Here is a 26,291-nt window from a genome sequence, read left to right as displayed (position 1 = left end):
GCCCAGCACCTTGAAAAACATTTCTCTTTTTTTATGCAAAAATGGTATAATAGCGATATCGATTTAAATTGAGGAGGAACCAAATGGCAAAACGGCTATTTCTTTTTTTACTGACAAACATTCTCGTATTGACCACGATTGTCATTGTCTGGTCAGTTATTATATCATTCACCGACTTAAGCGGATCATTTACGAATGGTGGTGAAGGACTTGCCGGCATCAACTACGGATCATTATTGGTATTCAGTTTGCTTGTCGGCTTCATCGGCTCATTCCTTTCACTTGCCATATCACGGATCGTTGCCAAGAAAATGATGCGGGTCAAAGTGCTTGATCCAAATGAACAGCTGACCGCACAGGAGCGTGCGATAGTTGAAAAAGTTCACCGGCTGTCCCGGGCAGCAGGTCTGATGCACATGCCTGAAGTCGGTATTTATCAGTCACGCGAAGTAAATGCTTTTGCAACAGGACCTACTAAAAAAAGATCGCTCGTTGCAGTTTCAAGCGGATTATTGCAACAAATGGATGATGACGCGGTTGAAGGTGTCATCGCCCACGAAATCGCGCACGTGGCCAACGGTGATATGGTCACCATGACGCTGCTGCAAGGTATCGTCAATACATTTGTCGTCTTTTTGTCAAGGATTGCAGCCATTATTGTCTCACGGCTTGTGCGATCTGAACTGCAGACTGTCGTGCATATTGCGTCAATCATTATTTTTCAGATCCTTTTCTCAATCCTCGGCAGCATCGTTGTCAGTGCATTTTCAAGGTACCGCGAATACCGTGCTGACCGTGGCGGAGCGGACCTTGCCGGACGCGACAAAATGGCACATGCCTTGCGTTCGCTGAAAAATAACACAGGACTGGCTCAAATGAAGGACCAGACCGATGATGCAGCTATCCAAACGATGAAAATTAATGGAAAGAGCAAAATGGTTTCCCTGTTCTCATCCCACCCGCCGATCGATGAGCGGATTGCGCGATTGGAACGAGATTAAAATAGAGAAACGCCATGCAGCCTTGTTTAGGCTCATGGCGTTTTTTGATTGCAATATGATTATACAAGATCATTATGAAGCGCTTTTTTTACCTTGACTGGGCGGGGGCTGCACGAGTTATTGGTGTTCCCGCACAAGTTTAGCTCTTTCCCGCTCGAGTTCAGCTCCTTCCCGCACGGTCACCAAATAATCCAGTGATGGTTCTATGATTTATTGTCTTCCGATTCTTGATTTTTCCTTTTCACGGCTTCTGTATTAGTGTTGCTGTAAACATTCGTCCCATGCCCGCCAGTGGTCCGGGCGATATATTCCTTCGCCTCGTTATATGACATTCCGGATTGGCGGCTCTGTTCTTTGATTGATTCTGCATCGGTCTGATTACTTTTCCTCATATAAAAAACCTCCATTGCACTTTTAGATTAGTTTGCGCAATAGAGGTTTTTTAATGCCATTCTTTTGTATTTCTAAGGCGGTCATTTGAGTGTAAATCACTGCAATTTCATACTCGATTTCACCTTTCATTTATATTGTTTTCCGTACTACCTGACCGTTTATAAAAATTCCAAATCTCTTTTTTCCCGGCAGGACTTACATCGTCTGGGATGAACAAATCCCATTCGTTTATAAAACTGCTGCTCGCCAACGGAAAAAGTGAAATAATTACCGCATTTGATGCATCGCAGGTCGATGTCATGCGGTTCTGCACCCTTCAGTGCTGCGTTGATTGAATCGCTCCGTTCGGTGGCCGTTTGCCGATCAATCGGGGCAGCTGTTTCCAACTGATGGACGACCTCCCGAATCCTCGCTCTCACCTTTTTATAATCAACTTTCTCCCACTCATTTAAGTATGGAATGTACTTTTCGTTTCCGGTTTCCTGTATTTTATCAAGCAGCAACCATATCATTCCGCGGTTCCGGTCTTTTAAGTAACTCATATCGGGGCTTTTTTTACCGGCTGAGAGCCACCTGTCCCATTCCTGTAAAAATTCATCCACCCGCTGATCACGTTCAATTTCCCACCCACGGTCTGTGAAAATGATCATCGGTAACTTTCCACTGTATTGAATATCCAGAAAATCATGATCAATCATCCAGTCGATCTTCTCTAATACGGTATCCAGTTTCTCCGGTTTAAAATAACCGTAAACCGGGCACGCGTCCAATCCTAACTCCAGAATTTTTTTCTCACCAGACCCTTTTAAAATTTTAGCAAGCAGTGTCCGTCCGCCACTTGCAATAATCTCATCAGCTGCGCGCAGAATTGTCAGAATTTCACCTTCATCTAATCGTTTCATTTAAAATGGCAACTCCTCATCCGGAATATACTGTTGGCTCTCCGGGGGTTTTTTCGATTGTTTCCCCGATTGTGCCGGCTGCGGTTTTTCAGGCCTCAGCACTTTCCCAAATTTTTCTTCATAAAGTTCACGCACCCAAACCTTCACAGGTGCTTTCCAAAGCTGTTTTGGTCCGGGGATATTTTTGATGAGGCTTTTCGGTTTCATGCCAAGTTCCTTCGCCATTCGTATATCAGCTTGGTTTAGGCGGCAGCGTTTTTTTGCTTCTGCCCAGGTTGCATGCCTCTTACTTTTCCCCAATGATGTCAGTCCCTTTCTTCTCTACCGAAATGAATCGTTAAAACAAGAATATCACTTTTAAAAATAAATTTGAACCAAAAAAGCCAGGCGCATAGTCCTGACTTTGGCTTAATAAACGCTACATAGCGCGTTTCTTGTTCTCATATAAAACCATAACCATATTACAGTATTGCAGCCTCTTTTTCCTCGCTTCGTTCATTCAACATACTCACCGGGTTAAACAATTCATAATGACGCTTCTCGCTTGAAACACCCCATTCTTTAAGTCCCTGGTCGACGGCTTTCATGAATGGCGCGGGACCGCAGCAATAGAAATCAGCCTTGTTGCCGCACGATAGAATCGATTGAAGCCATGGCAAATCAACAAAGCCTTCCTTATCATAATTCCGGCTTGTCCGATCCGCGTCACTCGGACTATCATAGCAGACAAACGAGGACACATTCGCATGATCGGCGGCAATTTGTTCAATGTGCGCTTTCATTGCATGTGCTGAACTGTTTTGTGTCGCATGAATGAACGTAACCGGACGATTGGGGTCTTTTTCTGCAATCGTATCAAGCATTCCGACCACCGGTGTCAGTCCGATTCCACCACTCAGCAGTACGATTGGCCCCTTCTCGCTCGTGATTGTGAAGTCACCTGCAGGGGCGGAAAGTTCAAGCGTGTCACCTTCTCTCGCCTGATCGTGCAGATAACCGGAAACAACACCATCAGGCCAATCCCCATGGCCTTTTTCACGTTTGACACTGATTTTATAATAATCCTTGCCGGACGGACCGGACAGGCTGTATTGGCGCATATGTGTATGAGGTTCACCATCAATATCAGCTTTAATCGTCAAATACTGTCCCGCCTTATAAGCTGCAATGGGCTGACCATCTTTCGGTTTAAGGCATAATGATACAACATCGCTTGTTTCCTGTATTTTCTCATCCACAACAAACTCACGGAATCCTGTCCAGCCACCCTCTTGTTGTTCTGTCTTATCAAATTTTTTCTTTTCGATTTCAATAAACAGATTGGCGATATAATCATACGCGGCGCGCCATGCCTCAATCACATCATCTGTTGCAGCATCTCCCAGCACATCCTGAACAGCTTCGATCAAGACCTCGCCGACAATCGGATATTGTTCCGGTTTGACACCGAGTGACACATGCTTTTCAGCGATACGTTCGACAAGCTGATTGATATTTTCCATACTATCGATATTTTCCCCTGCAGCATACACCGAATAGACGAGCGCTTCCTGCTGCAGTCCTCTTTTCTGGTTCGTCTGATTAAATATGTTGCGCAGTTCCGGAACCTTTGTGAACAGCAATTCATAGAAGTGTTTGCCGATTTCAATACTGTTTTTCTTTAAAACAGGTGCCGTTGCTTTAACAATTTCGAGTTTTTCTTTATCCAGGCTCAATGAAGTTCCCTCCAGCAAAGTAATGATTTTTCCTATATACACCATGTTAAGCTTGAAAACGTCCCCGGGATGTGATGCAAATCACACTTGGCTGTGTCAGTTTTGTGAAAAAATTTAAGAAAAAGCGTTGTGCAGGAATCTCACAACCCTTTGCCCGCAAAACCAATTGCCACCTGCGAAATAAACGTGCTAAACTTAGATGACTTATGCTGATTTTGGGATGGTGTACCATGAAAAAGTTGTTTGCTGCTTTAACATTTATAACAATTCTATTCGCCTGTTTCATGAAAATACGGGATGATACAAACGACTTCAAACTGGAAAAAGTGACGTTCAAAAGCACAAAACTGCCAGCTCGATCACAGTTTTCCCTTTTGCAGATCAGTGATGTTCATAATTGTGTTTTTGGCACCAACAATGAACAGCTGATCAGTACTGTCCAACATGCCAATGCTGATGTGATTGTGCTGACAGGCGACCTGATTGACAAAACCACCATGCGATTTGACGCTATTTTTTCACTGGTTGAGCGCTTAACGGCCATTAATCAGCACTTCTATTTTGTATGCGGCAATCATGAATGGGAAAACGGCCTGACTGCGCAATTCTTGAATGGTCTGAGCGAACGGGGCGTGAACATGTTGAATAACCAAAATGCCTGTATCTCTCGCGGGAACGCAACTATAACGCTAGCCGGCGTTGACGATTCTGCGACAGAACATGACAATATCAGTGAAGCCTTCAGGAACATGAACAGTGAAAACTATACCGTTCTCTTGTCACATGCACCAGGCATCATAAAACAGGATGTGCCTCTACCGGCCGATTTAATATTGAGCGGTCACACCCACGGCGGTCAGATCAGATTCCCTTTAGTTGGTGCACTGATTGCACCCGGCCAGGGCTATTTTCCGAAATATGATAAAGGCACCTTTCAGCTTGGACCTGATCAGAACTTGTATATTGACAGCGGACTGGGCACAACCAGACTCCCGGTACGGTTTTTAAACAAAAGCCAGATCAGTCTGATAAGGATCATTGGTGAAACACACAGGTAAGACGAAAAAACAGCCCCCTTCTTCCGTCAAGAAAGGGGCTGTTCTAATGTCTGCTACCACTGATTGATCAGTGTATCAGCCATTGTCTGAAGTTCTTCATGTGCGCTTTTTGATATAAGCCCGTTCTCATGCTGATAATTGACAAGCGCCTTAAAACCTTCCATATGCTTAATCACTTTATCCCGTAAATCCTCTTTCTCATAATGACTGACCACTGTCAAATGCATTTTAAGAGCGCGTGCTGCACTTTCATCCATAATTTCTCCATTGTCCTCAAGTGAAGTCACGGCTTCCTGTATATCTTCTGCGTTTATCGGATCGCCCGGATTCTCACCCATCAAATCGACAATACGGTCTTCTTTTTCAGGGTCTACAACTCCCTCCAAATCTTCAACCATATAGTCGACCAGCTGCTGCCAGTCAATTTCACCAATATCCTTGACCCGTCCTTCGTCATAGGCCTGTGCAAATGTTTCAAATCCATCACCGCCCTGACCGGTAAAGCCATTCGTCGTTACCTGATATTCCGAATCGAGCTGAATGTCTTCCAGTTCGCCATCATTCTCAACATACATGTCGACGACACGGCTGCCTGGTTCTTTTTCACTGTCGTAATAGAACTCCATACCGGATACGTGCAAGAATCCCCCGTTCTCAGCGGGCGCCTGACGAACACTGTGCTCCAGAATATCCTTGATTTCCTGCCCGGTCAAGGTGGCAATCACCGGATCATTGCCGAATGGAAGAACATTGATGACTTCTCCGGTGGTTATCGGTCCTTGATCAATCGGTGCGCGAATACCGCCGCCATTTTGAAAGGAAATGACTGTTTCCGGATACTTTTCCTTAGCCTTGGCAAGCATAGCATCGGTCACCAGATTACCGAGCGCTGTTTCATTGGCCCTGACACTGTCATCACCCGGTTCATCCTGACGCGGGTTTGGCAGTTCTTTCATGGCTTCTGCACCAATTTCTTCATTCATAACCTCATCCACTTCATCTTTATATGGCGCAAGCACATCTACGGCCTCAGAATCTTCTGCAAAGCCATCCACCTCAAGCAATTCGCCTTCGTATCCAGTAATCACACCATCCTCATCAAATGTCACATCAAGTGTGCCAAGATTTTCAGCATATTGCCCGGCCTGGACGATGACTGTCGGATCTTTGGCTTCCCCTTCAGAATCCTCCGCTACACTTACCGGTTCTTCCAATGCGGAATGCGAATGACCGCCGACAATCACATCGATACCATCGACTTCCTCAGCAAGACGCAAATCATTTCCAACTTCAGGCGCACTGTCAAAGCCAATGTGATTCAGCGCGACAATTTTATCAATACCTTCAGCTTCCAAAGCGTCTACTGTCTCTTCAGCTGTTTCCTTATAGTCGGCAAAGGTAACATTGGCAGGGCTTGCAATATTCGCCGTGTCCTCGGTTGTTACGCCGAAAATTCCCACTTGTTCACCGTTAATTTCTTTTACAATACTATCATAAACCTGCCCGTCTTCCGGATTGTCAACCAGCGATTGATTGGTCTCAAGATCTTGCATATAAGGATCTTCTGAAAAATCGATGTTTGTGCCCAGGAATGGGAATTCGGCATTTTCAACGAATGCTGACAATGATTCATGACCGCCTTCGTCACCACCCAGATCAAATTCATGATTGCCGAAAACCATCGCGTCAACATCCATCATGTTCAAGAGAGCCAAGTCTGCCTGTCCTTTGAACTCATTGAAATACAGCGTTCCGGAAAAGACATCCCCGGCATGCAGAAGCAATGAATCAGGGTTTTCCTGCCTGAATTCTTTGACCGCGGTCATCATTTTCGGCAGTGGTTCAACACGGGCATGTGTATCGTTCATATGCATGACAGACAGGTCAAAATCGCCCTCAGTTTCATCAGCCTGCAAATCAATCTGGCTCAACACCGGATCGTGATCACTAGCGCGTCCGTGCATATCCGTGAAGTCGGCATTGACATGCAGCACGTCAGTCTCTGTCACATCAGCCAGGTTATCGGACACAAGAATGTGATCAAGCACCTGTGAATTCCCCTGGTAAAGGTAGGTGTACCGCTCTTCATCAGGCACGGACATCATTTGATTTGTTAGTTCGTCACCTTTAAGAATATCTAGTGTCTCTGTGAATTCAAAATCATTCATATCCCCCAGAACAACGACATTTTCATCCGGATTGTCTGCTTTGATATCTGCAACAAAATCATTGACGATACGTGCCAGCTCATGACGCTGGGACTCACTTCCTTTTACCGGCGGCTGATTCTGTCCGAACGCACCATCGTCACCGCTCTTGGAGTTAAAATGAGTCGCTGCCACGACAACACTTTCGCCATTAAAACTGAACTGAGCCGCCAATGGCTTCCTTGTTTCCGCAAACGCCTCATCCTCAGGGGCAATGCGTCCCGGGTTCAGTGTTAACTGTCCTTCCTCATAATCAGTTGCTTCAGTAGATGTACCCGCCTCACCGCTCATCAGCGACACACGTTCCGGATTGTAAAGGAAGCCGACACGGATATTGCCATGCGGTGCGCCTCCATCCTGATTGTACTCGGGGTCAATATTGGCATATTCGTACTCCGGTCCGCCCTGATTTTTGATTTCATCAATAAGCCGTTCATAACTTTCTGAAGCATCTGCATCTTGAGGTCCTTCATCCTGTCCGTTATTATCCATGACTTCAACAATCCCCACAATATCCGGACTTTCCATGTCACTTACAAACGCGCGTGCAATATTTTCCGCTTTTTGTGGAGATGTTTCACTTTCATTTGCCGAAAAATTTTCCACATTATAGGTAGCTACCGTCAGTTTCTCCTCATCTTTCTCAATGCTTGTCTCTTCCGGCTGTGTATCGCCCGCTTCAAAGACCGATTCCATTTCGTTCAATCCGGCATATACTTTATAGTTTCCATAGCCGTAATTGACGACGCCGTCAACGGGCTCAGTGAACTTGTCCCCGGTTTTGACCGCAAAGTCCCTGGCCTCTCCATTGGGATGTAATTTATATTGGATTGTTTGAGCATTCGGGCCTTGTTCCGTTAAACGGACACCGCCATTAGTCGTTGTATTTGCCGGTGTAAACTCTTCTGTCGCAACGACAAGATCGCCATGCTGCTGCGGCGCCACTGCTCTCGATGGTGCGACTTCCACCCGCATACCTTCAATACTTTCCCAATAATCGATCGCATAGTCAGCTGGTTCAAAACTGCCAAAACCTTCGTCACCAATAATGTCTTCAGGAATATCGCTTGACGATAATGCAACAGGCGACGGCAAATCAGCACCGTTTTCTTTTACTTCAACGGCACCGCCCTGATCATCGCGCGCACTGATTTCGGTAACCGGCAAATCTGTCTCGAATCTATCATCATACCCATCAATTTGATATTCATCGACCTCTCCGGTTACACTGACGAGATCACCTGTCTCAACATTATCCGCATTGCCTGTATAGACTACAATGCCTTCAGATGTCTTATCATTTTCGTCGGCATCCTCATCCGGTGTCTGCATATGAAAATAATGCGAACCGCCAATTTCATATTCATATGTGACCACACCCTCAACATCCTGAACATTGCTGCCATTCATCGGTGATTCGTGACCTTCTCCTTGAATATCGTGGATCATGACACCATCTTCAGGATTATAGACTGAATAGGTAAATTCTGCGAGGCTGCTTGATTCCAATCCTTCTTTTTCAGCAATGGCCTTGAGTGTTGTGTCTTCTTCAATTGTAATGGGACCACTGTAAAGCTGGCCATTTTCTGATGGATTACTGCCATCTGTTGTATAATAAATATCGGCATTAGCTGTTGCTGACTCCAGTGTCACATCCGATCCTGCCGGGATAGTCCCTGCTTCCGGACTTGCTGTAACGGGCCGGACTGCCGATTCATCTTGAACAATATCCGACTGGCTGCGCGGGATTAGCTGCTGGTCCGAATCAAACTGTGTAACAATGCCGGTTAAGCTATCATAAGTAACACCTGTCTCCAGAGTCAGTTCCCCCGTCTCGTCACGCACTACAAATGTATTACCGGCTTCATCTTCAGCTGTATAATTAGCCCAGTCGTCGCCATTTTCTACATCCGTAAGCGTCACATTATCGAGAACAGCCAGTTTCGATTGATTGGTTTCCAGTTCGGCACCGGTGATTGATATAGGATCCGGAACCCCGGCATCTCCTGTTTTCTCCTCGACCGTCACGCCATTCAACTGCAGTAATCCCCGGTAATTTTGTAAACTGCCGGTCACTGTAATTTTGTCGCCCAATTGTGCATCGAGTGACGTCGGACGTATGGCAATCGCGGCGGTTTCATCCTGAATTTGAATGGTATTGTTTAATTTGGCCGTCACAACCCCTTTTGTTTTTGCCTCGCCTGTTTCCTGTTCCCTTACATCCGCGATAGACTGTAATTCGAGTGGATCATCCGGATTTTCAGAAGCAAACCGTATATCACTCGGTTCCTTAAGACCATTATGGGAGTGATATTCTTCCATACTGCCGGTAATAACGATCTCCTTATCCAGATTGTCCGGGTTTGAATTCAGCCCGAATTCCGCCCGGTAAGCGTCAGTCAGCTGGACATAGATCATGTTGTCAGGGTTCGTTTCGCCGGCCTCATCAGCCAGTGCGACGTTATAATCTTCCGGAAAATCAGTTCGCGACACATTACCCTGGCTGATCACATACCCGACAATATGCCCCTTGACCGTCTGCTCACTGCCATCGTTGTTTTTCGCAATGGCATCTTCGACAGTTATCGGCTCGTCCGCTTCAGCTGCGGATGCTCGCATTGGTCCGGCTGCGGGTGTCAGCATACTTGCTACCAGTACAAAAATCATCATGATACTGACATATTTTTCGCTGATCCGTTTTGGCATCCCCGTCTCTCCTTCGCTTTTAATATTTATGGACCTCAGAAATTGTCTAATCTTTTCGGGAGCTCAGTTATTAACGACAATCATACAGCCGATCAGGACATTAATCGGACATTCAGGGACAGTTAACCGCCGTTCTTGGGCAAATTACTGTCCATTACACGCGGGCACGCGGGATAATATAGATAGACTGTAAAATAGAATAAAGTTGGCGATATTATAAATGGCTCACCTGCATGCTATTAAATGCTGCTTTCTTCAATTACCATTCTCTTGAAAAATGTTTACCCCCTTCCCTCTAAATAAGCATGCCGATTATGACTATTTATTCATTTATTTTTTAATATAAATAATTTTTGGAAAAATATCCAGAGGTAAAAAGAACTAATCTTTACTATGAGATACTTAATAGTAGGTTTAAAGTCTCACAACGATATGGGGGACAACACAAATTATCTAACGCAAAACAAATATATGGGCAACTCACTGCAACAAACGTTATACTGAATACATGAATGCGAGAAAGGAGAATTCATATGAGCAACGGAATGGAAGGCGCTGTGAACGGCTGGTTACAGCATCGGATGATTTTGGATGATTTGCTTGCCCTGGTCGATGATGACTATGTGGACTACAGACCATGGGACGGTGCCATGTCGCTTGGAGAATTGGCCATACATATCGTCACATCAACACATATGTTTGTTAACGGGATTAAAAAAGGTGAATTCGAGGCGCCGCCTGAAGAAAACAATTACAAAACGATAAACGATATCCGCACAATTGTTCAGCGTTATACCGAAGAAACGAAAGAAGAAATCGCAACAATTTTCACCTACCAGATGAAAGGCTATATTCAGTTCAACAAACTGCGCGCACCGGGTACATATTGGTTTTCCAACGCCATCGACCATGAAGTCCACCATAAAGGACAGTTATTCACATACGTCCGCATGACCGGCGTAAAAGATGTGCCGAATTTCACCCGGCAGCCAGATGAAATATAAAATGAGGTTGAGACGATAGCAATATGTTATAATAAAATACAATAGACTGGCTTCGCATGAGGGGTTGGCAGCACTGCCGCTCGTCGGTAGTCTTCGGTGGGAGACTTCCCGGGGAGGGAGGTGTTGCGAATGGAAATGACACATCCGCCCCACTGATTGAAGTTTCACTTTATGCAGGAAATCCATGCGTGCATTGGTCAGCTTTTCATAGATTCGTGCAACCTTGATGCGTGCTTTATGCCAATTGGTACCCCCTTTTATTCGCCTGCTCATAATCCGTTGTGCTTTGATTAATTTCTGTTCCAGTTTATGGAGAAATCGTTGGTTGCCGAATACCTCACCTGTCCTAAGAATGGCAAAGTCTTTTAAGCCTAGATCAATACCGACAGTGGCCTCTGTTTTGGGCAGCTCGTGGACTTCCGTTTCGGCCAAGATGGACACGAAATACTTACCGCTTGGATTCCGTCTGATCGTGGCATTTAGTATTCGTCCAGTGACTTCCCGGCTTTTGGCAAACTTCACAGATATCCGAGTTTAGGTAGTGTTAGCTTGTTCCCGTTAATTTGGATATTATTGTTTGTGTTTGGTTGTATACGACTGTACCTGATTATTCTTGGATTTAAAATGCGGGTAGTTCGATTGTTCTTGAAAAAATCGGTCAAAGGCATTTGCGAGGTTTTTCAAAGATGATTGGAGGGCGATGCTGTTAACTTCCTTTAGCCAGGGCAAGTCCGCCTTTAATGCCGGCAACCGGGCAGAACATTTACCATAGGACAATCCTTTCCCGGTTTCCTGATAGGTATCATCCCAGGTTGAAAGAAAATGATTGAACACAAAACGGGAGCAGCCAATGGTTTGATGAATCAGGATAGCTTGTTCTTGTGTCGGGTATAGCCGGAACTTATAGGCTTTATGCACAAGCATTTTCCTTCCCTCCCCTTCGCTTAATCTTATTATAAACGACTTTTAGAATTAATGCAAACATCTGTTCGTTACCGTAAGGGGCATATTATTTAAAAAAGGAAACGTTTTAATGGTATCTACTATCACTATCATTCAAGAACGGTCGGCCAATTGAGGTGGCAACAGCCATCCCTTGTCCGAAGGCGATTCATCTCCCACTTATTTTGGGTGTCGCCTTTCTAAAAATTGAAATGGGGGGCTTCTCGCCTGTGAGTGATAAATGCAAAAACCGCTCCCGTCAATACTGCTATTATTCCCTTTTTCATATCTTACCCCTTTCGTTCGTTTTGTCTCCAACTTTTATTCCAGATAGGCATCCGTTTGTTTAATTGGCAGTTCTATTTAAAAGGGTTGTAATATGATTCATTATCTATTTTGATCTGCAAAACGCCAAAAACCGAGCGTACCGGCAAAGCCAATAAACGCTGTCATGATGATAATAATTAAGCCTTCCAATTCTAAAATGCTTCCTTCTCCCGATACATTACTAAACATGGCCGGTATTGCCCATGGAAAATAACTACCATATCCAATTACAGCAACGATTTGAGACAGTATGATCGTCATAATAATAAAACCAAGGGGTGCTAAATAGCCACGTCCATAGCAGGCTAAAAAAGCGACAGGAGGATTTAATAAGATTGTTAAGATAAAGGTGATAGACAACATTGACAAACCATGCTGCCATACATTGGTGGACCATTGCGGAAGTCCGATAACCATCCCAACGATAAATCCAATCCCAATCACCCATATTGTTAAGAGTGTTGACCATATGAATACTGTTATAAATTTAGCAATAGGTACATAGGCCCGTGGAAAGGGCAAAGAAAGCAAATCCTTCACGGTACAATCCGTGTACTCACGTCCGAAAATCCAACTGGTTATAAACCCATACACGAAAATCCCGCCAATAGCTATCCCCTGGGAGAGAAGCATGAGATAAGATGGCCAGTCAGCGCTTCCAGCAATTTGTGCTTTTGCGGCAAGCAATCCCGATTTTTCAGCAAAATAAGGGTGTTTTAAAACAAACATAAAAAGACCACCCATTAAGGGTAAAATGGTAAATGCGATAAACGTTATCCAAATGACTTTCGATTTTCGGGACTTCAGGAATTCAGTTGATATAAGAGCGCACATTTTAAGCATGAATCGCTTCCCCTTTCTTCCCAATCACCCTTAAGAAATAAGATTCCAAATCCTCTTCTTCAACCAATAGCATAGTCGGTGGATGGTTAGCATTAACTAATATTTTTGCCAATTTCTCAGGATGTTGAACAGCATCTATACTACGCGTTTCAAGCGGTTCTCCCTTAATATTGTTAATGGAAAATCCGGCGTTACTCAAAACCTTGGCTGCTCCGTTCATATCCCTAGTCCTTATTAACAATTTTTTAATCAACTGTTGGTCCAATTCTTCTTTTTTAAGCTCCTGAATTAATTTTCCATCGTTAATAATCCCTATTTTGGTGGCAATCTTGGAAATCTCACCCAGATTATGGCTCGAGATGAATATTGTTGTCTCATTTTCACAGGAAAGCTCCTGCAATAATTCTCTTATTTCTACAATCCCTGCCGGATCTAAACCATTTGTAGGCTCATCTAATAGCAAGACTTGTGGTTGATGAAGAAGTGCCTTTGCTATGCCCAATCGTTGAGCGTTTCCCATGGATAGATGCTTAGTTTTTTTATTCGCATAAGCAGTCAATTTAAGACGATTCATTGCACGACTTATAGCACCTTTATCAGCCAGTTGCCGAAGACGAACCGTAATCCCAAGATTCTCTCTTACCGTGAGTTCCGGATATGAATAAGGCGTTCCCACCATATACCCAATCTGTTTCCAAATGTGGTGATTACCAGCGCTTACTTTCTGACCATTTATAAAACATTGACCATTAGTAGGGCGAATCATGCCTAGCAGCATGCGAATCATTGTGGTCTTTCCGGCACCATTCAATCCTATAAATCCATAAATTTCTCCCTTTTTTATACGTAAAGAAACATGGTCAACTGCATGAACTCCTCGATAACATTTAGTAAGATTTTGAGTGAAAATGGTTTCCTCCATACCTAGCCCTCCCCGATTACAAGTCCTTCAACAACCAGATCTAATAATAACTCGAGCGTTTGAGGATATACGCTTTCCCCTATTTCCTTTTTGTGTAGGCTCATCGTGAATAAGGATCGGAATAGTCCGGCTAAGACATCATCATCTAAGTGAATGATTATTGCCTATTGTTTTCTATCGATAAGATACAATTTTTAAACCCATTCAATCTTAAACATAATGACCCAGTTGCTGCATAAAATTTGAAACTCAGAATGTTCAATTTAAGACCATTTTATTACAATCTTTAGATTTAGTTTAACATAAATATTCAGAAAACCCGGATCGGATAACATTTCAAAATACAACTCTACACGTAAAAACAGCATTTAAATTAAAAAGTATTTTCGCAATGCAATTTTGACCCTTTTTATCAATACTTTTAGGGCAATGACAATATTTATTGCCACTTGGTTATTTATCAGTAAAAAATAGCGCACTAAATGTTATGTGATTTAGTACGCTAAATGTATTGTGTTTTTATTTTTTCTCCATCGTAAGTGAACTATTTTAGTTATGCCCCAACCTCAAAACAGGGCGTGTGGCCCACGCCCTGTTCTCTTGTCATGTTCGAATTGTTTTCTTCCACATTCCCAGAACAACACCTGCTATAACCGAGCCAACTGTCAGTGCCACGAGGAATAAAAGCGCATTGTCAGCCAGTGGAATGACAAAAATACCGCCGTGTGGGGCAGGTATTGAGCTTGCCCATAGCTGTGTCAGACCACCGCCAATTAAGGCACCCGCGACAGATGATCCGATGACACGGACCGGATCGGCAGCTGCAAACGGAATAGCCCCTTCTGTAATAAAGGAAAGTCCCATCACATAATTCGTCAAACCTGACTTACGCTCGTCCTCTGTAAATTTATTTTTGAAAAACGTCGTCGCCAATGCAATGGCAATCGGCGGAATCATCCCGCCAACCATGACAGCCGCCATCAGACTGCCATCGCCGGTATCGGTAAAAATACCAATCGAAAACGTATAGGCAGCTTTATTAAACGGACCACCCATATCGATCGCCATCATCCCGCCGAGCAGCGCTCCGAGAATGACGGCATTGCCGGTGCCGAGATTTTCCAGAAAACTGATCATACCGGTATTGATGGTTGAAAAGACCGGCCCGATAATAAAATACATGAAGAGTCCGATCAGAAACAGGCCTGTCACCGGATAAAGCAGTACTGATTTTAACCCGTCCAGTGATTTTGGCAAGTTGCGGAACCACCGCTTCACAAGCAATACGAGATAACCGGCGAGGAAACCTGCGACCAATCCGCCAAGAAAACCGGCATTGCTTTCCACTGCCATCAAACCGCCGACAAGACCAGGCATCAAGCCGGGACGATCAGCAATGCTCATGGCGATATAGCCGGCAAGGATTGGAATCAAAAAGTTAAAAGCGTTACTCCCTATCGTATTAAAGAAGGTGAAAAGCTCATGCTCATCTCCCAGAATCCCTTCAAGCAAAAACGACACCGCCATTAAGATACCGCCGCCGACAACAAATGGCAGCATGTGTGACACACCGTTCATCAGATCTTTGTAAATTTTCCGCCACACAGACGTTGAAGACTCTGCCTGATCATCTGTTTCCGCGGATTCATCGGCTTGAAACATTGGTGCGTCACGATTCATCGCTTTTGTAATCAGTTCTTCTGCATTATTGATGCCTTCTGAGACCGGCCGTTCCAGCACCGGTTTCTGATCGAAGCGGGCCATCGGGACATTTTTATCAGCGGCCACAATGACCCCTGTCGCTCGCTCAATCTCTGACTTAGTCAAGGCATTCGACGCACCATCCGATCCGTTTGTTTCCACCCGGATATCCACACCCATTTCAGCTGCCTGTTTCTTAAGCGCATCTTCAGCCATATACGTGTGGGCAATCCCGGTTGGACAAGCTGTGACAGCAACAACGAAGGGCCTTTCCTCTGCCGATTTTTCTGCATTTTCCTCAGATGACGCATCCGACGGTTCTTCCTCTTCCTGATTGAAAAGCGCCTGAACCTCTTCGGGTGTCGAGGCCTGTTTCAATTGGGACACAAACTCCTGATCAATTAACATCCGTGACAGTGCTGCTAGTGTTTGAAGATGTGTATCATTGGCACCATCCGGCACGGCGATCATGAAAAACAGATATGTCGGCTGTCCATCCAAGGCTTCATAATCCAACCCGTTTTCACTTTTGGCAAACAGCACAGTCGCCTCATTGACTGCATCCGTTTTAGCATGTGGCATCGCAATTCCGTCACCCAAACCTGTTGAGGTCTGCTCTTCCCGTTTTAAAATCGCTTCTTTAAACGTTTGGGCATCATTTACGACATTGTTCGCCTCAAGAGACGCAACCATTTCGTCAATAGCAGCTGCTTTATCTGAAGCCTTCATATCCATGATCATAATATCTTTACGCAGCAAGTCGTTAATGTTCATGATTTTCCTCCTTTACTTTTCCGGATATACGGGTGATAGCGATCTTTTCCTGCAATTGAAAAATATCCTCTGCTTTGGCCAAATCATCTGCAAAAGCAGTCGCACTACCTGCTGCCAGGCTCATTCGGAACGCTTCTGTCACATCCGCTGTTTCCTTGAATTTTCCCGTGAATCCGGCAATCATCGAATCCCCTGCCCCAACAGAATTTTTCACCTGTCCCCGTGGTGTCTGACCGTGATAAATGCCTTCTTCAGTGAAAAGCAGTGCCCCCTCACCGGCCATGGAAACAATCGCATGCCTTGCACCCAAATCCAGCAGTTGCTTCCCGTAATAAATCACGTCATCCTGATGCCTTAGCGTCACCCCAAACAGTTCAGCAAGCTCCTCTTTATTTGGTTTGACCACTAGCGGCCGGTAACCCAAGACAGATTTCAAGGCCTCGCCTGTCGTATCGATAACAAATGATGCGCCGTTTGCGGCAATCTGATCAGCCAATTGCTTATGAAAATCATTCGGTAAGGATGGTGGCGTGCTGCCTGAAATGATCACAGTGTCATGGTTGGTGACATGTTCAAGCTGATGCAGCAGACTATCAGCTTCAGCCGGCAGGATTCCCGGTCCCCGGCCGTTAACTTCCGTTTCACTGTCAGCCTTCAATTTTATATTGATACGCGTCGCACCTTGAATCGGTGTGAATTTGGTTTGAATGCTTTTTTCCCTGAGCGCCTCGACAATAAAATCACCGGTAAAACCGCCCAAAAACCCAAGGGCTGTCGTGTCATAAGCCAGCTCATGCAACACGCGGGAAACATTGATCCCCTTGCCGCCCGCAAACATCATTTCATTATCCATTTTATTCAATTCGCCGAGGTTCAGCTGATTGACCTGAACGACATAATCAATTGAAGGGTTAAGCGTTATCGTATAAATCATTTTGCCGCCTCCATAATGGTTGTTTTTTCCCGGTAATAGTCAAGATTATCGGGTAATGTATCGGTGACGATGGTGACATCCTCCAGTTCACATACTTTGGCAAAATTAACCTTGTTCCATTTGCTCCCGTCTGTTAAAAGGAAGCCGGCAGCCGCCTGATGATGCGCCATTTGTTTTAAAGCTGCTTCTTCGGGGTCAGGTGTCGTACAGCCAAAAGCGGGATCAATGCCATTCATGCCTAAAAAAGCTTTATCAAAGCGGTAGTTTTTAAGTTCGCTCAAACTTTGCGATCCAATAATCGCTTTCGTTGAAGGTTTAATTTTTCCGCCCGGCACGTAGGTTTCAATCCCCTGATCTGTCAGAAGTGAGGCATGCTGGATCCCGTTTGTCACAACCGTAACAGGTTTATTCGTTAAATACGGCAGCATGGCATAGGTTGTTGTGCCGGCATCGATGAAGATGACTTCACCCGTTTCAACCAGCCCTGCTGCTAATTTTCCGATTGATTCTTTGGATTGAATGTTTTTGAATGATTTTTCTGAAGCCGTCAACTCTTCGCTCAATTGGTACGTACGCTTTGCCCCGCCATGGATACGCGTCAGCATCCCGGTATCTTCCAGCTGGTCCAAATCCCGCCTGACAGTCGATTCCGAACAGCCGATAACATTCATCAAATGTTGTGACTTCACAATGCCATCCTGCTTCAAATAATCCAAAATAATCTGATGCCGTTCTTCCGTTAACATCAACGTTCAACTCCTTTAATTATTATAATACCATCAAAATCATTCAAAAACAATCATAAGAGTAAAACTGCATCCTGAAAATCAGAACAGAAGGCATTTATGGAAGTTAACTGAGATTTTCCCTCGAGTTTCACCTGTCCCATCCAAATGGTCAATTAACATTAAAAAACACGGGAACTATCTCCCCGTGCTTAGTTTAACCTGTTCGATTTTTTAAATTTCATTCCGGGACATCAACTCTGTCTCCCGTTCCCCCTAATTTTGCAAAACTTCAATGTCTGTTACAGTGAAAATGTCTTTTTCAAGATCGGTCACGACTCGTTGCATCGTTGCTTCGTCAACATCGTCCGGGAGCACAATGCAGACGCGCCTTACGAATTGTGAATCGTTGTTCAGGGAAATAACGCTCTGCAAGTTACAATATTTGTTGACGACCTTAAGCATCCGCCTGAGTGCACCGGCATACTCAATGGTTCCAATCGTGAGTGAATAGCTGCCATTATGGACGCCCCAAGCGTTCTCAAGCACTTGGATAATATTCCCATTCGTTAAAATACCGAGGAACGTTTTGTCATCATCAACAACACCTAAAAATGGCAGTGCTTTAATCGATGAAAACACTTTGACAAATGGATCCTTCCTGTTGACATACCCCTCTTGATCACTGATGAGATCACTGGTCGGCCCATCCAATGATCCATCAAGCTCCTCTTCCATCAAATGTACCTTGTAAATATTGCCGACATATTTTTCGCCGGCTTCATCAAGCACCGGAATACAGCGGTAACCTGACTCAACCACCTTATCAAGAGCATCCTGTTTACGATCAGTTTCGTGCACATAAACAACTTCCCGCTTGTCAACATAATCTTCGTTAATAATCATAAAACCGCCTCCCATCTGCTCCAATCCAGTTTCTTCTATTTTCCTATAGATGCGATTAGATTTCAATGTAAATATTGAAAGCCGTGTTGTACCGATGTAAACCGATTTTTGATATAATGATGTTAAAGAAAAACTTCATTCCGTGGGATGCTTTTTCCCACGGAATGTTAGTTGAACAGAATCGGGCATTTAGGGTCAGGTAGTCGCCGTTCTTAGGCGGGTTACTGACCCTTAGATGCGGGACCAGTCAACGAATCCTTGTGATCGGAAAGGTATGGTAGCATCAATGCGTAAACTCTATATCAACGGTAACTTTTATACATTTGATACAGTACGGCCGCTCGCGCAGGCAGTAGTCGTTGAAAATGGCCGCTTCATTGACGTCGGCACAACGGATGATATGCGCCTGCGGTGGGAATCACCGTACAGTGAAACAATCAATTTAAATGGAAAAACGGTCACCCCGGGTTTGATTGACAGCCATCTGCATCTGTCAATCGTCGCTGAAAATTTTATGAACCTCGACTTGACCGGCGTTACGTCCAAGCAGGGCATGCTCGAAAAAATTCAACATCACGCCCAAACGCTTCAATCAGGCGAATGGCTGCTTGGAAGAGGCTGGGACGAGAATCTGTTTACCGATGGCGGCATTCCAACAATAGACGAGCTGGACAGTGTCGCGTTAAATCACCCATTATACATACCGCGCGTCTGCAGTCATGCTGCGCTCGTTAACAGTAAGGCGCTTAACATAGCGCAGTACCATCCAGACATAGCCGTTCCTGAAGGCGGGTCGATTGTACGTGATGAAGAAACGAAACAACCGACGGGACTGCTGCTTGAATCAGCCTCACAGCTGATTACCGAACATATACCGGAAAAAACATATGATCAACTGAAAAACGCACTCCGCCAGACGATGAAACACGCTTTATCCAAAGGCTTGACCAGCGTCCATACGAATGATCCGCATTTTCTCGGAGGCTTAAACCAAACGTATCAGCTTTACGATGAACTTTTGAATCAGGAGCAGCTGGGCCTGAGATGCAACCTGCTTATCGATCATGATTTTTTGGATGACTTGCGGGCAAATGGGATGTATGCAGGGTATGGCAATAACAGATTACAAATCGGTGCGGTCAAAATGTTTGCCGATGGGGCACTCGGAAGACGAACAGCGCTGTTATCAGAGCCTTACAGTGATGACCCGGAAAAATATGGTGAAGCAATGTTTGATCAGGCGACGCTCTATGAAATGGTTAAAGGTGCACGGGATCTTTCCATGCCGGTAGCTGTTCATGCTATTGGGGACCAGGCGCTTACAAACGTGCTGGATATTCTCAATCAATTCCCTGCTGTAACGCACCGCGACAGATTAATCCATGCGCAAATTGTTAATGATGAACTGATAAAGCGAATGACTAATCCGAACCGAATCACGGATATCCAGCCGCGATTTGTAGCAAGTGATTTTCCATGGGCGAAAGAACGGCTTGGAGAGAAGCGCTCCGGTTATTCCTATGCCTGGAAAACACTCCAAAAAGCCGGTGTCATGTGTGCCGGAGGGTCCGATTCACCCGTTGAGCCGGTTGACCCGCTCCTTGGCATTCACGCTGCTGTCACCAGAAAAGCTCCCGGTGAAACCCATGACGGCTGGAACCCGAATGAAAAATTATCAATGCGTGAGGCCTTCCGCTTATTTACAGAAATGGGTGCCTACGCAACTAACGAAGAAAATATAAAAGGAACAATTACCCGCGGCAAGCTTGCCGACATGACGGTTTATTCCCATGACCCATTTAAAATGGAGCACCCGGATGAACTGCTGGAAACGAATGTCGAAATGACCGTTATTGGTGGTGCATTGAAATAAGGGACAAGGGGACGGAGGCGGACGAGGGACAAGGGGATGGGATTTTTGTCCCGTCTCGTTGCTTCCTTCTTCTCATATTCTCTTCCCCGACCAATTTTTAAAGCCTCTCCCGTGACTTCGCTTTTCTTTACAACCCTATCAATCAAAGCTATCATAAGTACAATTCATTTCATATATAACGCTTGGGGGAGGGAATTAAAACCATGCCACAACATTTCGAACAATCAGAGATGCTGAAACGTTTGCCGGAGCAATTTTTCGCCAAGCTTGCAGCTGAAACACAGGAATACAAACAACAAGGTTATGATATTATTAATCTCGGTCAAGGCAACCCTGATTTGCCGACACCGAATCATATTATCAAAGAGCTTCAGGAAGCGGCTGAAAATCCTGCCAATCATAAGTACTCACCATTTCGGGGATTTCGTTATTTCAAAGAAGCGGCCGCTGATTATTATAAACGGGAATTTGGGGTGACCCTTTATCCGGAAACGGAAATTGCAGTTCTATTTGGCGGCAAAGCCGGACTGGTAGAAATAAGCCAATGTCTGCTGAATCCGAATGATACCGCACTTCTGCCTGATCCCGGATACCCGGACTATATGTCAGGGATTGCCATGGCCGGTGCTGAAAGTTATTCGATGCCATTGCAGCCTCAGCATAACTTTTTGCCGGACTACAGCACGATACCCGAGGCGACACTTAAACAGGCAAAATTGATGTTCTTGAATTATCCGAATAATCCGACTGCTGCAACGGCTTCCAAATCCTTTTATGATGAAACGGTTAAACTCGCAAAAAAACACGACATCTGTGTTGTGCAGGATTTTGCATATGGAGCGCTGTCCTATGATGGACCAAAACCGCAAAGCTTCCTGCAGTCTGACGGGGCAAAAGATACGGGTATCGAAATATATACATTGTCAAAAACATATAACATGGCCGGCTGGCGTGTCGGATTTGCTGCCGGTAACCCCTCAGTCATCGAAGCCCTTAACAAATTCCAGGACCATATGTACGTCAGTTTATTTGGAGGAATACAAAGTGCTGCCGCTAAAGCGCTGAAAGGTGATCAGACATCTGTTCGGGAGCTTGAGGCTACATACACTGAACGCCGTGATCGTTTCATGACAGCTATCCGAAAAATCGGGTGGGAGGCTGACACACCACAAGGCAGCTTCTTCGCCTGGCTCCCGGTGCCATCAAACTACACATCTGAAGAATTTGCCGATCTATTATTGAAAAAAGCACACGTTGTCGTCGCCCCGGGCAAAGGCTTCGGTGACTACGGGGAAGGCTATGTGCGTGTCGGGTTGCTCGAATCAGCAGACCGGCTTGAAGAAGCGGCAGACAGAATTGCCCGACTGGGAATCTTTTAGGGGGAATACAATTGACAAGCGTCATCGACCTTCATGATGTTTCCTGGAGACGCCAGCAGGAAAACATTTTATCCGACATCAACTGGCATGTTGAAAAAGGCGAACACTGGGCCGTATTGGGGTTGAATGGATCGGGCAAAACATCATTATTAAATATTGTAACCGGCTACTCCTGGCCAACAGCCGGACAAGTGCGTGTGCTGGGTCAGCCGTTTGGAAAAATCGATATCCGCACGCTCCGCAAATCTATCGGCTGGGTCAGCTCTTCGCTGCAGTCACGGATCAAAGAAACCGAACTGACTGAAGATATCGTTGTGAGCGGCAAATACGCATCAATCGGCCTTGCTTTTGAAGAACCCGCTGAAGCCGATTTTGAAAAAGCATTCCGGATTATGGAGCAAATACGGTGCGGTTATTTAATCGGCCGGACTTATCAGACATGCTCACAGGGTGAACGACAAAAGCTGCTTATCGCCCGCGGGCTGATGGCATCACCTGATTTGCTGCTTTTGGATGAATCGACAAGTGGACTCGATTTCATTGCCCGTGAAGAACTGCTCTCAACCATTCAAAAACTGACAGAACAAGCCGATGCACCGACGATTATTTTTGTCACTCATCATATTGAAGAAGTATTGCCGGCATTTTCCCGGACGTTGCTTTTACGGGAAGGTTCTGTGTTTGCGAAAGGATCAAGCGAAACGATTCTGACGACTGACAACTTGAGCCGTTTTTATGGTATGCCGGTAAACGTTGAATGGCATCGCAACCGTCCATGGATTACATTGCAGGATTAGAATGATTCAGAGCCAAACCTGATCCATGTTTACAGAGACGCCAAGCAGGAAAAACATATGTAAAACCTGTGTACGGGGGTGATCACATGGACAATGATAAAAAGAAAAACAACATTGACTATGAGGAATTTGAAAGGGGGAAAAAATTCATGGATGAGCCGCCTGATGAAGAATTAAAAGAAAACATGAGAAATGAAAGAAAAAAATTCAAGTCCCGGGATGATTCGCAAAGTAAGCGAAAATACCGAAATGACCGCCCGAATAAAAAGAAATGAAAGCCATTAAAAGTCCTCTTTCGCCGTCCAAGCGGCTGAGGGCTTTTTGAACAACCTCTTATAGCCAATGCTTAATCAGCCAGCCCACCGCATAGGCGTACACCGCGTGCGCACTTGTCCAATAAGCCCATGAAAACGGATCGTCGATTGTCGGCTCCCTCTCTGTCAAGCCGGTCAGCGAATATAAAACAGCACTGCCGATTGTATAAATCAAAAAGTAAGGCAGTATCGACTTTTCAAGCTGAAGCGGCCCCAGAATAAAAAATAGCGCGACAACGCTCACAATGCAAAAAATAAAATGAAATGCTACCCCGCCGATGTCTTCAGGCCCCCAATCAGGCAAGAGCGGTATGTAATCCGTATTGAACAGCAACACATAAGCATCACTGCCGGCGATCAGCTGAACAATTTTCAATATGCTCATCAGAACAATACCGGCGACTATCCCACTAATACTCAGCTTCAATACATCTTTCATCTCGAACCACTCACTTCAAACGCTGCATTTAAACCGTTCAACTATTCCCCTGTGATAAAATGTTAAACTGCTATTGATGACACAAAAACGCATGCCACTCCTCTTTTGTGACATGCGTTTTTCCATTTACAAGTTCTATGACCGTTCTTTTTTAATCATGCCGTGAACTTTGGCAATTTCCTCATCAGGCACCATCAGATAATAGGTGCCGTCAATATTCGTCCCGCTCCCTTTCATCTGGTAGCTGGCGATATTCTTTCGGGTATTGCGATAACCGTTTAACAGGCTCTTCATGTCATCAAAATCCATGTTTGTCGCCATGTTATTACCAAGTACATCGATATAATCATTGATTTTTCCAACAGAACCTACAGAAGCTCCTTGTTCAATAATGCCTTGAATGACTTTCCGCTGACGCTCGGTCCGGCCGAAATCGCCATTCGGATCCTGTTTGCGCATCCGCACGTAAGCCATCGTCTTGTCCCCGTCCATCTCAACGGGACCTTCGTTAAAATCATACGTGCCGTCCTGCCAAGCAATTTCATTGTCCACAGTAATCGTGCCCAGCTTATCGACCAGTTCATTCAGCCCTTCCATATTCATACGGACATAATGGTCCAGCTCGATATCAAGAAAATTTTCAACGGTGGCAACAGACATATCGCTTCCGCCAAACGCATAGGCATGATTGATTTTGTCCTCAAAACCTTCTCCTACAATTGTGGTACGCGTATCACGCGGAATGCTTACAAGCTGCATCGAGTCTTCTTTAGGATTCAATGACAGCACCATCAACGCATCTGAGCGTCCGCTGTCATGTTCCCGTTCATCCACTCCGAGTAACAAAATGTTCAGCGGTTCGGATGCTTCCATTTTCTTTTTCGTCATGTCCCGATCAATCGAATCTACTGGTTCATGCATTTCTTCATTAACCGTATCCCGGGCATTGCCATATATGGAATAAGCATACAGCCCAATCCCTGCTATCAGCACAAAAACAACAGCTGCTGTAATTTTCAGCCAGCGTCTTTTTTTCGGTTTTTTATGATTTCGATTTGTTCTTGATTCGTTCACGTTCTTATCCTCCGATACACTATTCTATCATTATATTATTATCGCATACTTTCACAAATATTGAAACTATATTTTGCAAATATCATATCTACGTATTATGGAAATTCGAGACAGACAACAGCCATTCGGGGGTCTGCCAAATGTTTCCCGATGTATTAAAACGGTTATCCTTGTTATAAGAGGCTGTTCAAAAAGTCCGGTAACAATGACACATCGAATTTCTTCGTTGGCTTGTTTCTTCGCTACTCTTGTATCTAAAATTCATACATTCCGCTGCTCGAAACTACGCCGCCTCGAACTTCTCGGTCCTTGTTATCCTCCTTTTTGAACACGCATTATAAGTTAGAATGATGAAGGAGGTTCACTAATGGATCCAAGAAAAATGCAGAAAGGCTCTACACCACGCCAAAAACAGTCTAAACAGCCTGGTATTGAATCAGATATGAATCCGCGTCCTGCCCAGCCGACCAATTACCGGGGCACTGGAAAATTATCAGGTAAAAGTGCGCTCATTACCGGTGGTGACAGCGGCATTGGCCGTGCTGTCTCCATTTTATATGCTAAAGAAGGCGCAGATGTGGCAATATCATATTTGGATGAGCACGATGATGCTGAAGAAACGAAAAAAATGGTCGAAGCAGAAGGCGCACAATGTCTATTGCTTCCGGGCGATGTTAAAAACGAACAGCATTGCATTGATATCGTGGAGAAAACTGTAGAAGCATTCGGCAAGCTGAACGTACTCGTCAACAATGCGGCCATTCAATATGTGCGTGAAGATCTCTTGGACATCTCATCCGAACAGTTTGAAGAAGTTTTCCAGACCAACTTCTTCTCCCATTTTTATACAACCAAAGCAGCGGTCCGCCACATGCAGGATGGTGATGCGATCATCAGCACATCATCCATTAATGCATACCGCGGCAATCCGCTTTTTATGGATTATTCTGCAACCAAGGGGGCTGTCACAGCATTTACGCGAAGCATCGCACAGAGCCTTGCCAAAAAAGGCATCCGGGCAAACGCTGTCGCACCGGGACCTGTCTGGACCCCGCTGATCCCATCTTCCTTTAATGAAGATGGCGTTGAAACATTCGGTCAGGACAGCTTAATGGAAAGACCCGGCCAGCCATCCGAACACGCCTGGGCCTATGTTATGCTGGCAGCGGATGAGTCTTCCTACATGACCGGACAAGCCATTCATATTAATGGCGGCTCGTGGACGTCGTCATAATTCTTAAAGACCTGTCCTATTCCCGAACAGCCCCCCTTAGTCGGGGAGTCTTTTTTCATTAGCCGGTATAGGACCGTCTGCCTCATCAGTCTTTGTTTTAATTGCGAATCGATCGAATGAC

21 protein-coding genes and 1 pseudogene are annotated in these 26,291 nt (G+C 45.0%); 8 read left to right on the top strand and 14 right to left on the bottom strand.

The genetic code is table 11. The features are described 5' to 3' along the window. Positions 1–83 precede the first annotated feature (83 nt). Entirely contained in the window at positions 84–1,001 is a 918-nt protein-coding gene (gene htpX, locus AOX59_RS17510; RefSeq protein WP_068447482.1) for a protease HtpX, read from the top strand. Positions 1,002–1,204: 203 nt separating this feature from the next. Here htpX and AOX59_RS17505 read toward each other — a convergent pair whose 3' ends face one another. The 4 genes from AOX59_RS17505 to hmpA all read right to left on the bottom strand — a co-directional run bounded on the left by AOX59_RS17505 (position 1,205) and on the right by hmpA (position 4,011). Beyond that, positions 1,205–1,393, bottom strand: coding sequence for a hypothetical protein (locus AOX59_RS17505; protein WP_068447480.1), 189 nt, complete (start codon positions 1,391–1,393; stop codon positions 1,205–1,207). Positions 1,394–1,552: 159 nt separating this feature from the next. Next, the gene (locus AOX59_RS17500; RefSeq protein WP_068447479.1) at positions 1,553–2,296 is read right to left on the bottom strand and encodes an RQC-minor-1 family DNA-binding protein; all 744 of its coding nucleotides are present in this window, start codon (positions 2,294–2,296) and stop codon (positions 1,553–1,555) included. Beyond that, a complete protein-coding gene (locus AOX59_RS17495) occupies positions 2,297–2,596 on the bottom strand; it encodes a hypothetical protein (protein WP_068447476.1) in 300 nt (99 codons plus the stop codon). A gap of 161 nt (positions 2,597–2,757) precedes the next feature. Further along, positions 2,758–4,011 (bottom strand): NO-inducible flavohemoprotein, encoded by a 1,254-nt coding sequence (gene hmpA / locus AOX59_RS17490; RefSeq protein ID WP_082684252.1) that lies wholly within the window; start codon positions 4,009–4,011, stop codon positions 2,758–2,760. 230 nt (positions 4,012–4,241) lie between these two features. On the opposite strand from hmpA, the gene AOX59_RS17485 reads away from it, so the two are divergent. Next, positions 4,242–5,069, top strand: a complete 828-nt coding sequence (locus AOX59_RS17485; protein ID WP_068447472.1) for a metallophosphoesterase — start codon at positions 4,242–4,244, stop codon at positions 5,067–5,069. Between the two features lie 53 nt (positions 5,070–5,122). On the opposite strand, the gene AOX59_RS17480 is transcribed toward AOX59_RS17485, so the two are convergent. Then, on the bottom strand, positions 5,123–9,982 hold the full coding sequence (locus AOX59_RS17480) for a 5'-nucleotidase C-terminal domain-containing protein (RefSeq protein ID WP_068447470.1): 4,860 nt from the start codon (positions 9,980–9,982) through the stop codon (positions 5,123–5,125). 533 nt (positions 9,983–10,515) lie between these two features. Here AOX59_RS17480 and AOX59_RS17475 point away from each other — a divergent pair. Then, positions 10,516–10,986, top strand: a complete 471-nt coding sequence (locus AOX59_RS17475) for a DinB family protein (protein ID WP_068447468.1) — start codon at positions 10,516–10,518, stop codon at positions 10,984–10,986. A gap of 150 nt (positions 10,987–11,136) precedes the next feature. On the opposite strand, the pseudogene AOX59_RS19860 reads toward AOX59_RS17475, so the two are convergent. From AOX59_RS19860 to cbpA, 7 genes and pseudogenes are all read right to left on the bottom strand, one after another. Further along, positions 11,137–11,910, bottom strand: a pseudogene (locus tag AOX59_RS19860) (RNA-guided endonuclease TnpB family protein); the annotation flags it as partial. Between the two features lie 405 nt (positions 11,911–12,315). Further along, positions 12,316–13,089 carry an ABC transporter permease gene (locus tag AOX59_RS17465; RefSeq protein WP_156418794.1) on the bottom strand — a complete coding sequence of 258 codons (774 nt, stop codon included), beginning with the start codon at positions 13,087–13,089 and terminating at the stop codon, positions 12,316–12,318. Between the two features lies 1 nt (position 13,090). Continuing rightward, positions 13,091–14,020, bottom strand: a complete 930-nt coding sequence (locus AOX59_RS17460) for an ABC transporter ATP-binding protein (protein ID WP_068447462.1) — start codon at positions 14,018–14,020, stop codon at positions 13,091–13,093. A 603-nt stretch (positions 14,021–14,623) separates the two neighbouring features. Next, positions 14,624–16,495 carry a PTS fructose transporter subunit IIABC gene (locus AOX59_RS17455; RefSeq protein WP_068447460.1) on the bottom strand — a complete coding sequence of 624 codons (1,872 nt, stop codon included), beginning with the start codon at positions 16,493–16,495 and terminating at the stop codon, positions 14,624–14,626. After that, positions 16,485–17,429 carry a 1-phosphofructokinase gene (gene pfkB / locus AOX59_RS17450; protein ID WP_068447459.1) on the bottom strand — a complete coding sequence of 315 codons (945 nt, stop codon included), beginning with the start codon at positions 17,427–17,429 and terminating at the stop codon, positions 16,485–16,487. Before pfkB ends, AOX59_RS17455 begins: the two co-directional genes overlap by 11 nt. After that, a complete protein-coding gene (locus tag AOX59_RS17445; protein ID WP_068447457.1) occupies positions 17,426–18,175 on the bottom strand; it encodes a DeoR/GlpR family DNA-binding transcription regulator in 750 nt (249 codons plus the stop codon). The genes pfkB and AOX59_RS17445 overlap by 4 nt, the downstream gene beginning before the upstream one ends. A 255-nt stretch (positions 18,176–18,430) precedes the next feature. After that, on the bottom strand, positions 18,431–19,060 hold the full coding sequence (cbpA, locus tag AOX59_RS17440; protein ID WP_068447455.1) for a cyclic di-AMP binding protein CbpA: 630 nt from the start codon (positions 19,058–19,060) through the stop codon (positions 18,431–18,433). A gap of 286 nt (positions 19,061–19,346) precedes the next feature. On the opposite strand from cbpA, the gene AOX59_RS17435 reads away from it, so the two are divergent. The 4 genes from AOX59_RS17435 (at position 19,347) to AOX59_RS17420 (ending at position 23,384) form a co-directional block, all read left to right on the top strand. Next, positions 19,347–20,933 carry an amidohydrolase gene (locus AOX59_RS17435; RefSeq protein WP_068448436.1) on the top strand — a complete coding sequence of 529 codons (1,587 nt, stop codon included), beginning with the start codon at positions 19,347–19,349 and terminating at the stop codon, positions 20,931–20,933. Between the two features lie 203 nt (positions 20,934–21,136). Beyond that, the gene (locus AOX59_RS17430; RefSeq protein ID WP_068447453.1) at positions 21,137–22,312 is read left to right on the top strand and encodes a pyridoxal phosphate-dependent aminotransferase; all 1,176 of its coding nucleotides are present in this window, start codon (positions 21,137–21,139) and stop codon (positions 22,310–22,312) included. 11 nt (positions 22,313–22,323) lie between these two features. Continuing rightward, positions 22,324–23,109 (top strand): ABC transporter ATP-binding protein, encoded by a 786-nt coding sequence (locus tag AOX59_RS17425; protein ID WP_068447450.1) that lies wholly within the window; start codon positions 22,324–22,326, stop codon positions 23,107–23,109. Positions 23,110–23,195: 86 nt separating this feature from the next. Beyond that, on the top strand, positions 23,196–23,384 hold the full coding sequence (locus AOX59_RS17420; protein WP_068447448.1) for a hypothetical protein: 189 nt from the start codon (positions 23,196–23,198) through the stop codon (positions 23,382–23,384). 58 nt (positions 23,385–23,442) lie between these two features. Here the strand turns inward: AOX59_RS17420 and AOX59_RS17415 are convergent, their stop codons facing one another. Further along, entirely contained in the window at positions 23,443–23,862 is a 420-nt protein-coding gene (locus tag AOX59_RS17415) for a hypothetical protein (RefSeq protein ID WP_068447446.1), read from the bottom strand. A 135-nt stretch (positions 23,863–23,997) separates the two neighbouring features. Continuing rightward, positions 23,998–24,936: an LCP family glycopolymer transferase gene (locus AOX59_RS17410; protein WP_068447444.1), complete on the bottom strand. Its 939-nt coding sequence runs from the start codon at positions 24,934–24,936 to the stop codon at positions 23,998–24,000. 367 nt (positions 24,937–25,303) lie between these two features. Between AOX59_RS17410 and AOX59_RS17405 the strand changes: the two genes are divergently transcribed. Beyond that, positions 25,304–26,170, top strand: coding sequence for an SDR family oxidoreductase (locus AOX59_RS17405; protein ID WP_068447442.1), 867 nt, complete (start codon positions 25,304–25,306; stop codon positions 26,168–26,170). Positions 26,171–26,291 lie beyond the last annotated feature (121 nt).

The sequence above is a fragment of the Lentibacillus amyloliquefaciens genome, assembly GCF_001307805.1.
Taxonomy (GTDB): Bacteria; Bacillota; Bacilli; order Bacillales; family Amphibacillaceae; genus Lentibacillus; species Lentibacillus amyloliquefaciens.
The sequence above is the reverse complement of the archived record's forward strand: the minus strand, read 5'-3'. Positions and strand labels throughout refer to the sequence as shown.

Bases quoted from the DNA above. Each gene is read 5' to 3' on its own strand.
- AOX59_RS17480 (WP_068447470.1), bottom strand. From the start codon at position 9,982: ATGCCAAAACGGATCAGCGAAAAATATGTCAGTATCATGATGATTTTT.
- htpX (WP_068447482.1), top strand. From the start codon at position 84: ATGGCAAAACGGCTATTTCTTTTTTTACTGACAAACATTCTCGTATTG.
- cbpA (WP_068447455.1), bottom strand. From the start codon at position 19,060: ATGATTATTAACGAAGATTATGTTGACAAGCGGGAAGTTGTTTATGTG.
- AOX59_RS17505 (WP_068447480.1), bottom strand. From the start codon at position 1,393: ATGAGGAAAAGTAATCAGACCGATGCAGAATCAATCAAAGAACAGAGC.
- AOX59_RS17485 (WP_068447472.1), top strand. From the start codon at position 4,242: ATGAAAAAGTTGTTTGCTGCTTTAACATTTATAACAATTCTATTCGCC.
- AOX59_RS17475 (WP_068447468.1), top strand. From the start codon at position 10,516: ATGAGCAACGGAATGGAAGGCGCTGTGAACGGCTGGTTACAGCATCGG.
- AOX59_RS17500 (WP_068447479.1), bottom strand. From the start codon at position 2,296: ATGAAACGATTAGATGAAGGTGAAATTCTGACAATTCTGCGCGCAGCT.
- AOX59_RS17460 (WP_068447462.1), bottom strand. From the start codon at position 14,020: ATGGAGGAAACCATTTTCACTCAAAATCTTACTAAATGTTATCGAGGA.
- AOX59_RS17445 (WP_068447457.1), bottom strand. From the start codon at position 18,175: ATGTTAACGGAAGAACGGCATCAGATTATTTTGGATTATTTGAAGCAG.
- AOX59_RS17435 (WP_068448436.1), top strand. From the start codon at position 19,347: ATGCGTAAACTCTATATCAACGGTAACTTTTATACATTTGATACAGTA.
- pfkB (WP_068447459.1), bottom strand. From the start codon at position 17,429: ATGATTTATACGATAACGCTTAACCCTTCAATTGATTATGTCGTTCAG.
- AOX59_RS17465 (WP_156418794.1), bottom strand. From the start codon at position 13,089: ATGTGCGCTCTTATATCAACTGAATTCCTGAAGTCCCGAAAATCGAAA.
- AOX59_RS17430 (WP_068447453.1), top strand. From the start codon at position 21,137: ATGCCACAACATTTCGAACAATCAGAGATGCTGAAACGTTTGCCGGAG.
- AOX59_RS17455 (WP_068447460.1), bottom strand. From the start codon at position 16,495: ATGAACATTAACGACTTGCTGCGTAAAGATATTATGATCATGGATATG.
- AOX59_RS17420 (WP_068447448.1), top strand. From the start codon at position 23,196: ATGGACAATGATAAAAAGAAAAACAACATTGACTATGAGGAATTTGAA.
- AOX59_RS17405 (WP_068447442.1), top strand. From the start codon at position 25,304: ATGGATCCAAGAAAAATGCAGAAAGGCTCTACACCACGCCAAAAACAG.
- AOX59_RS17415 (WP_068447446.1), bottom strand. From the start codon at position 23,862: ATGAAAGATGTATTGAAGCTGAGTATTAGTGGGATAGTCGCCGGTATT.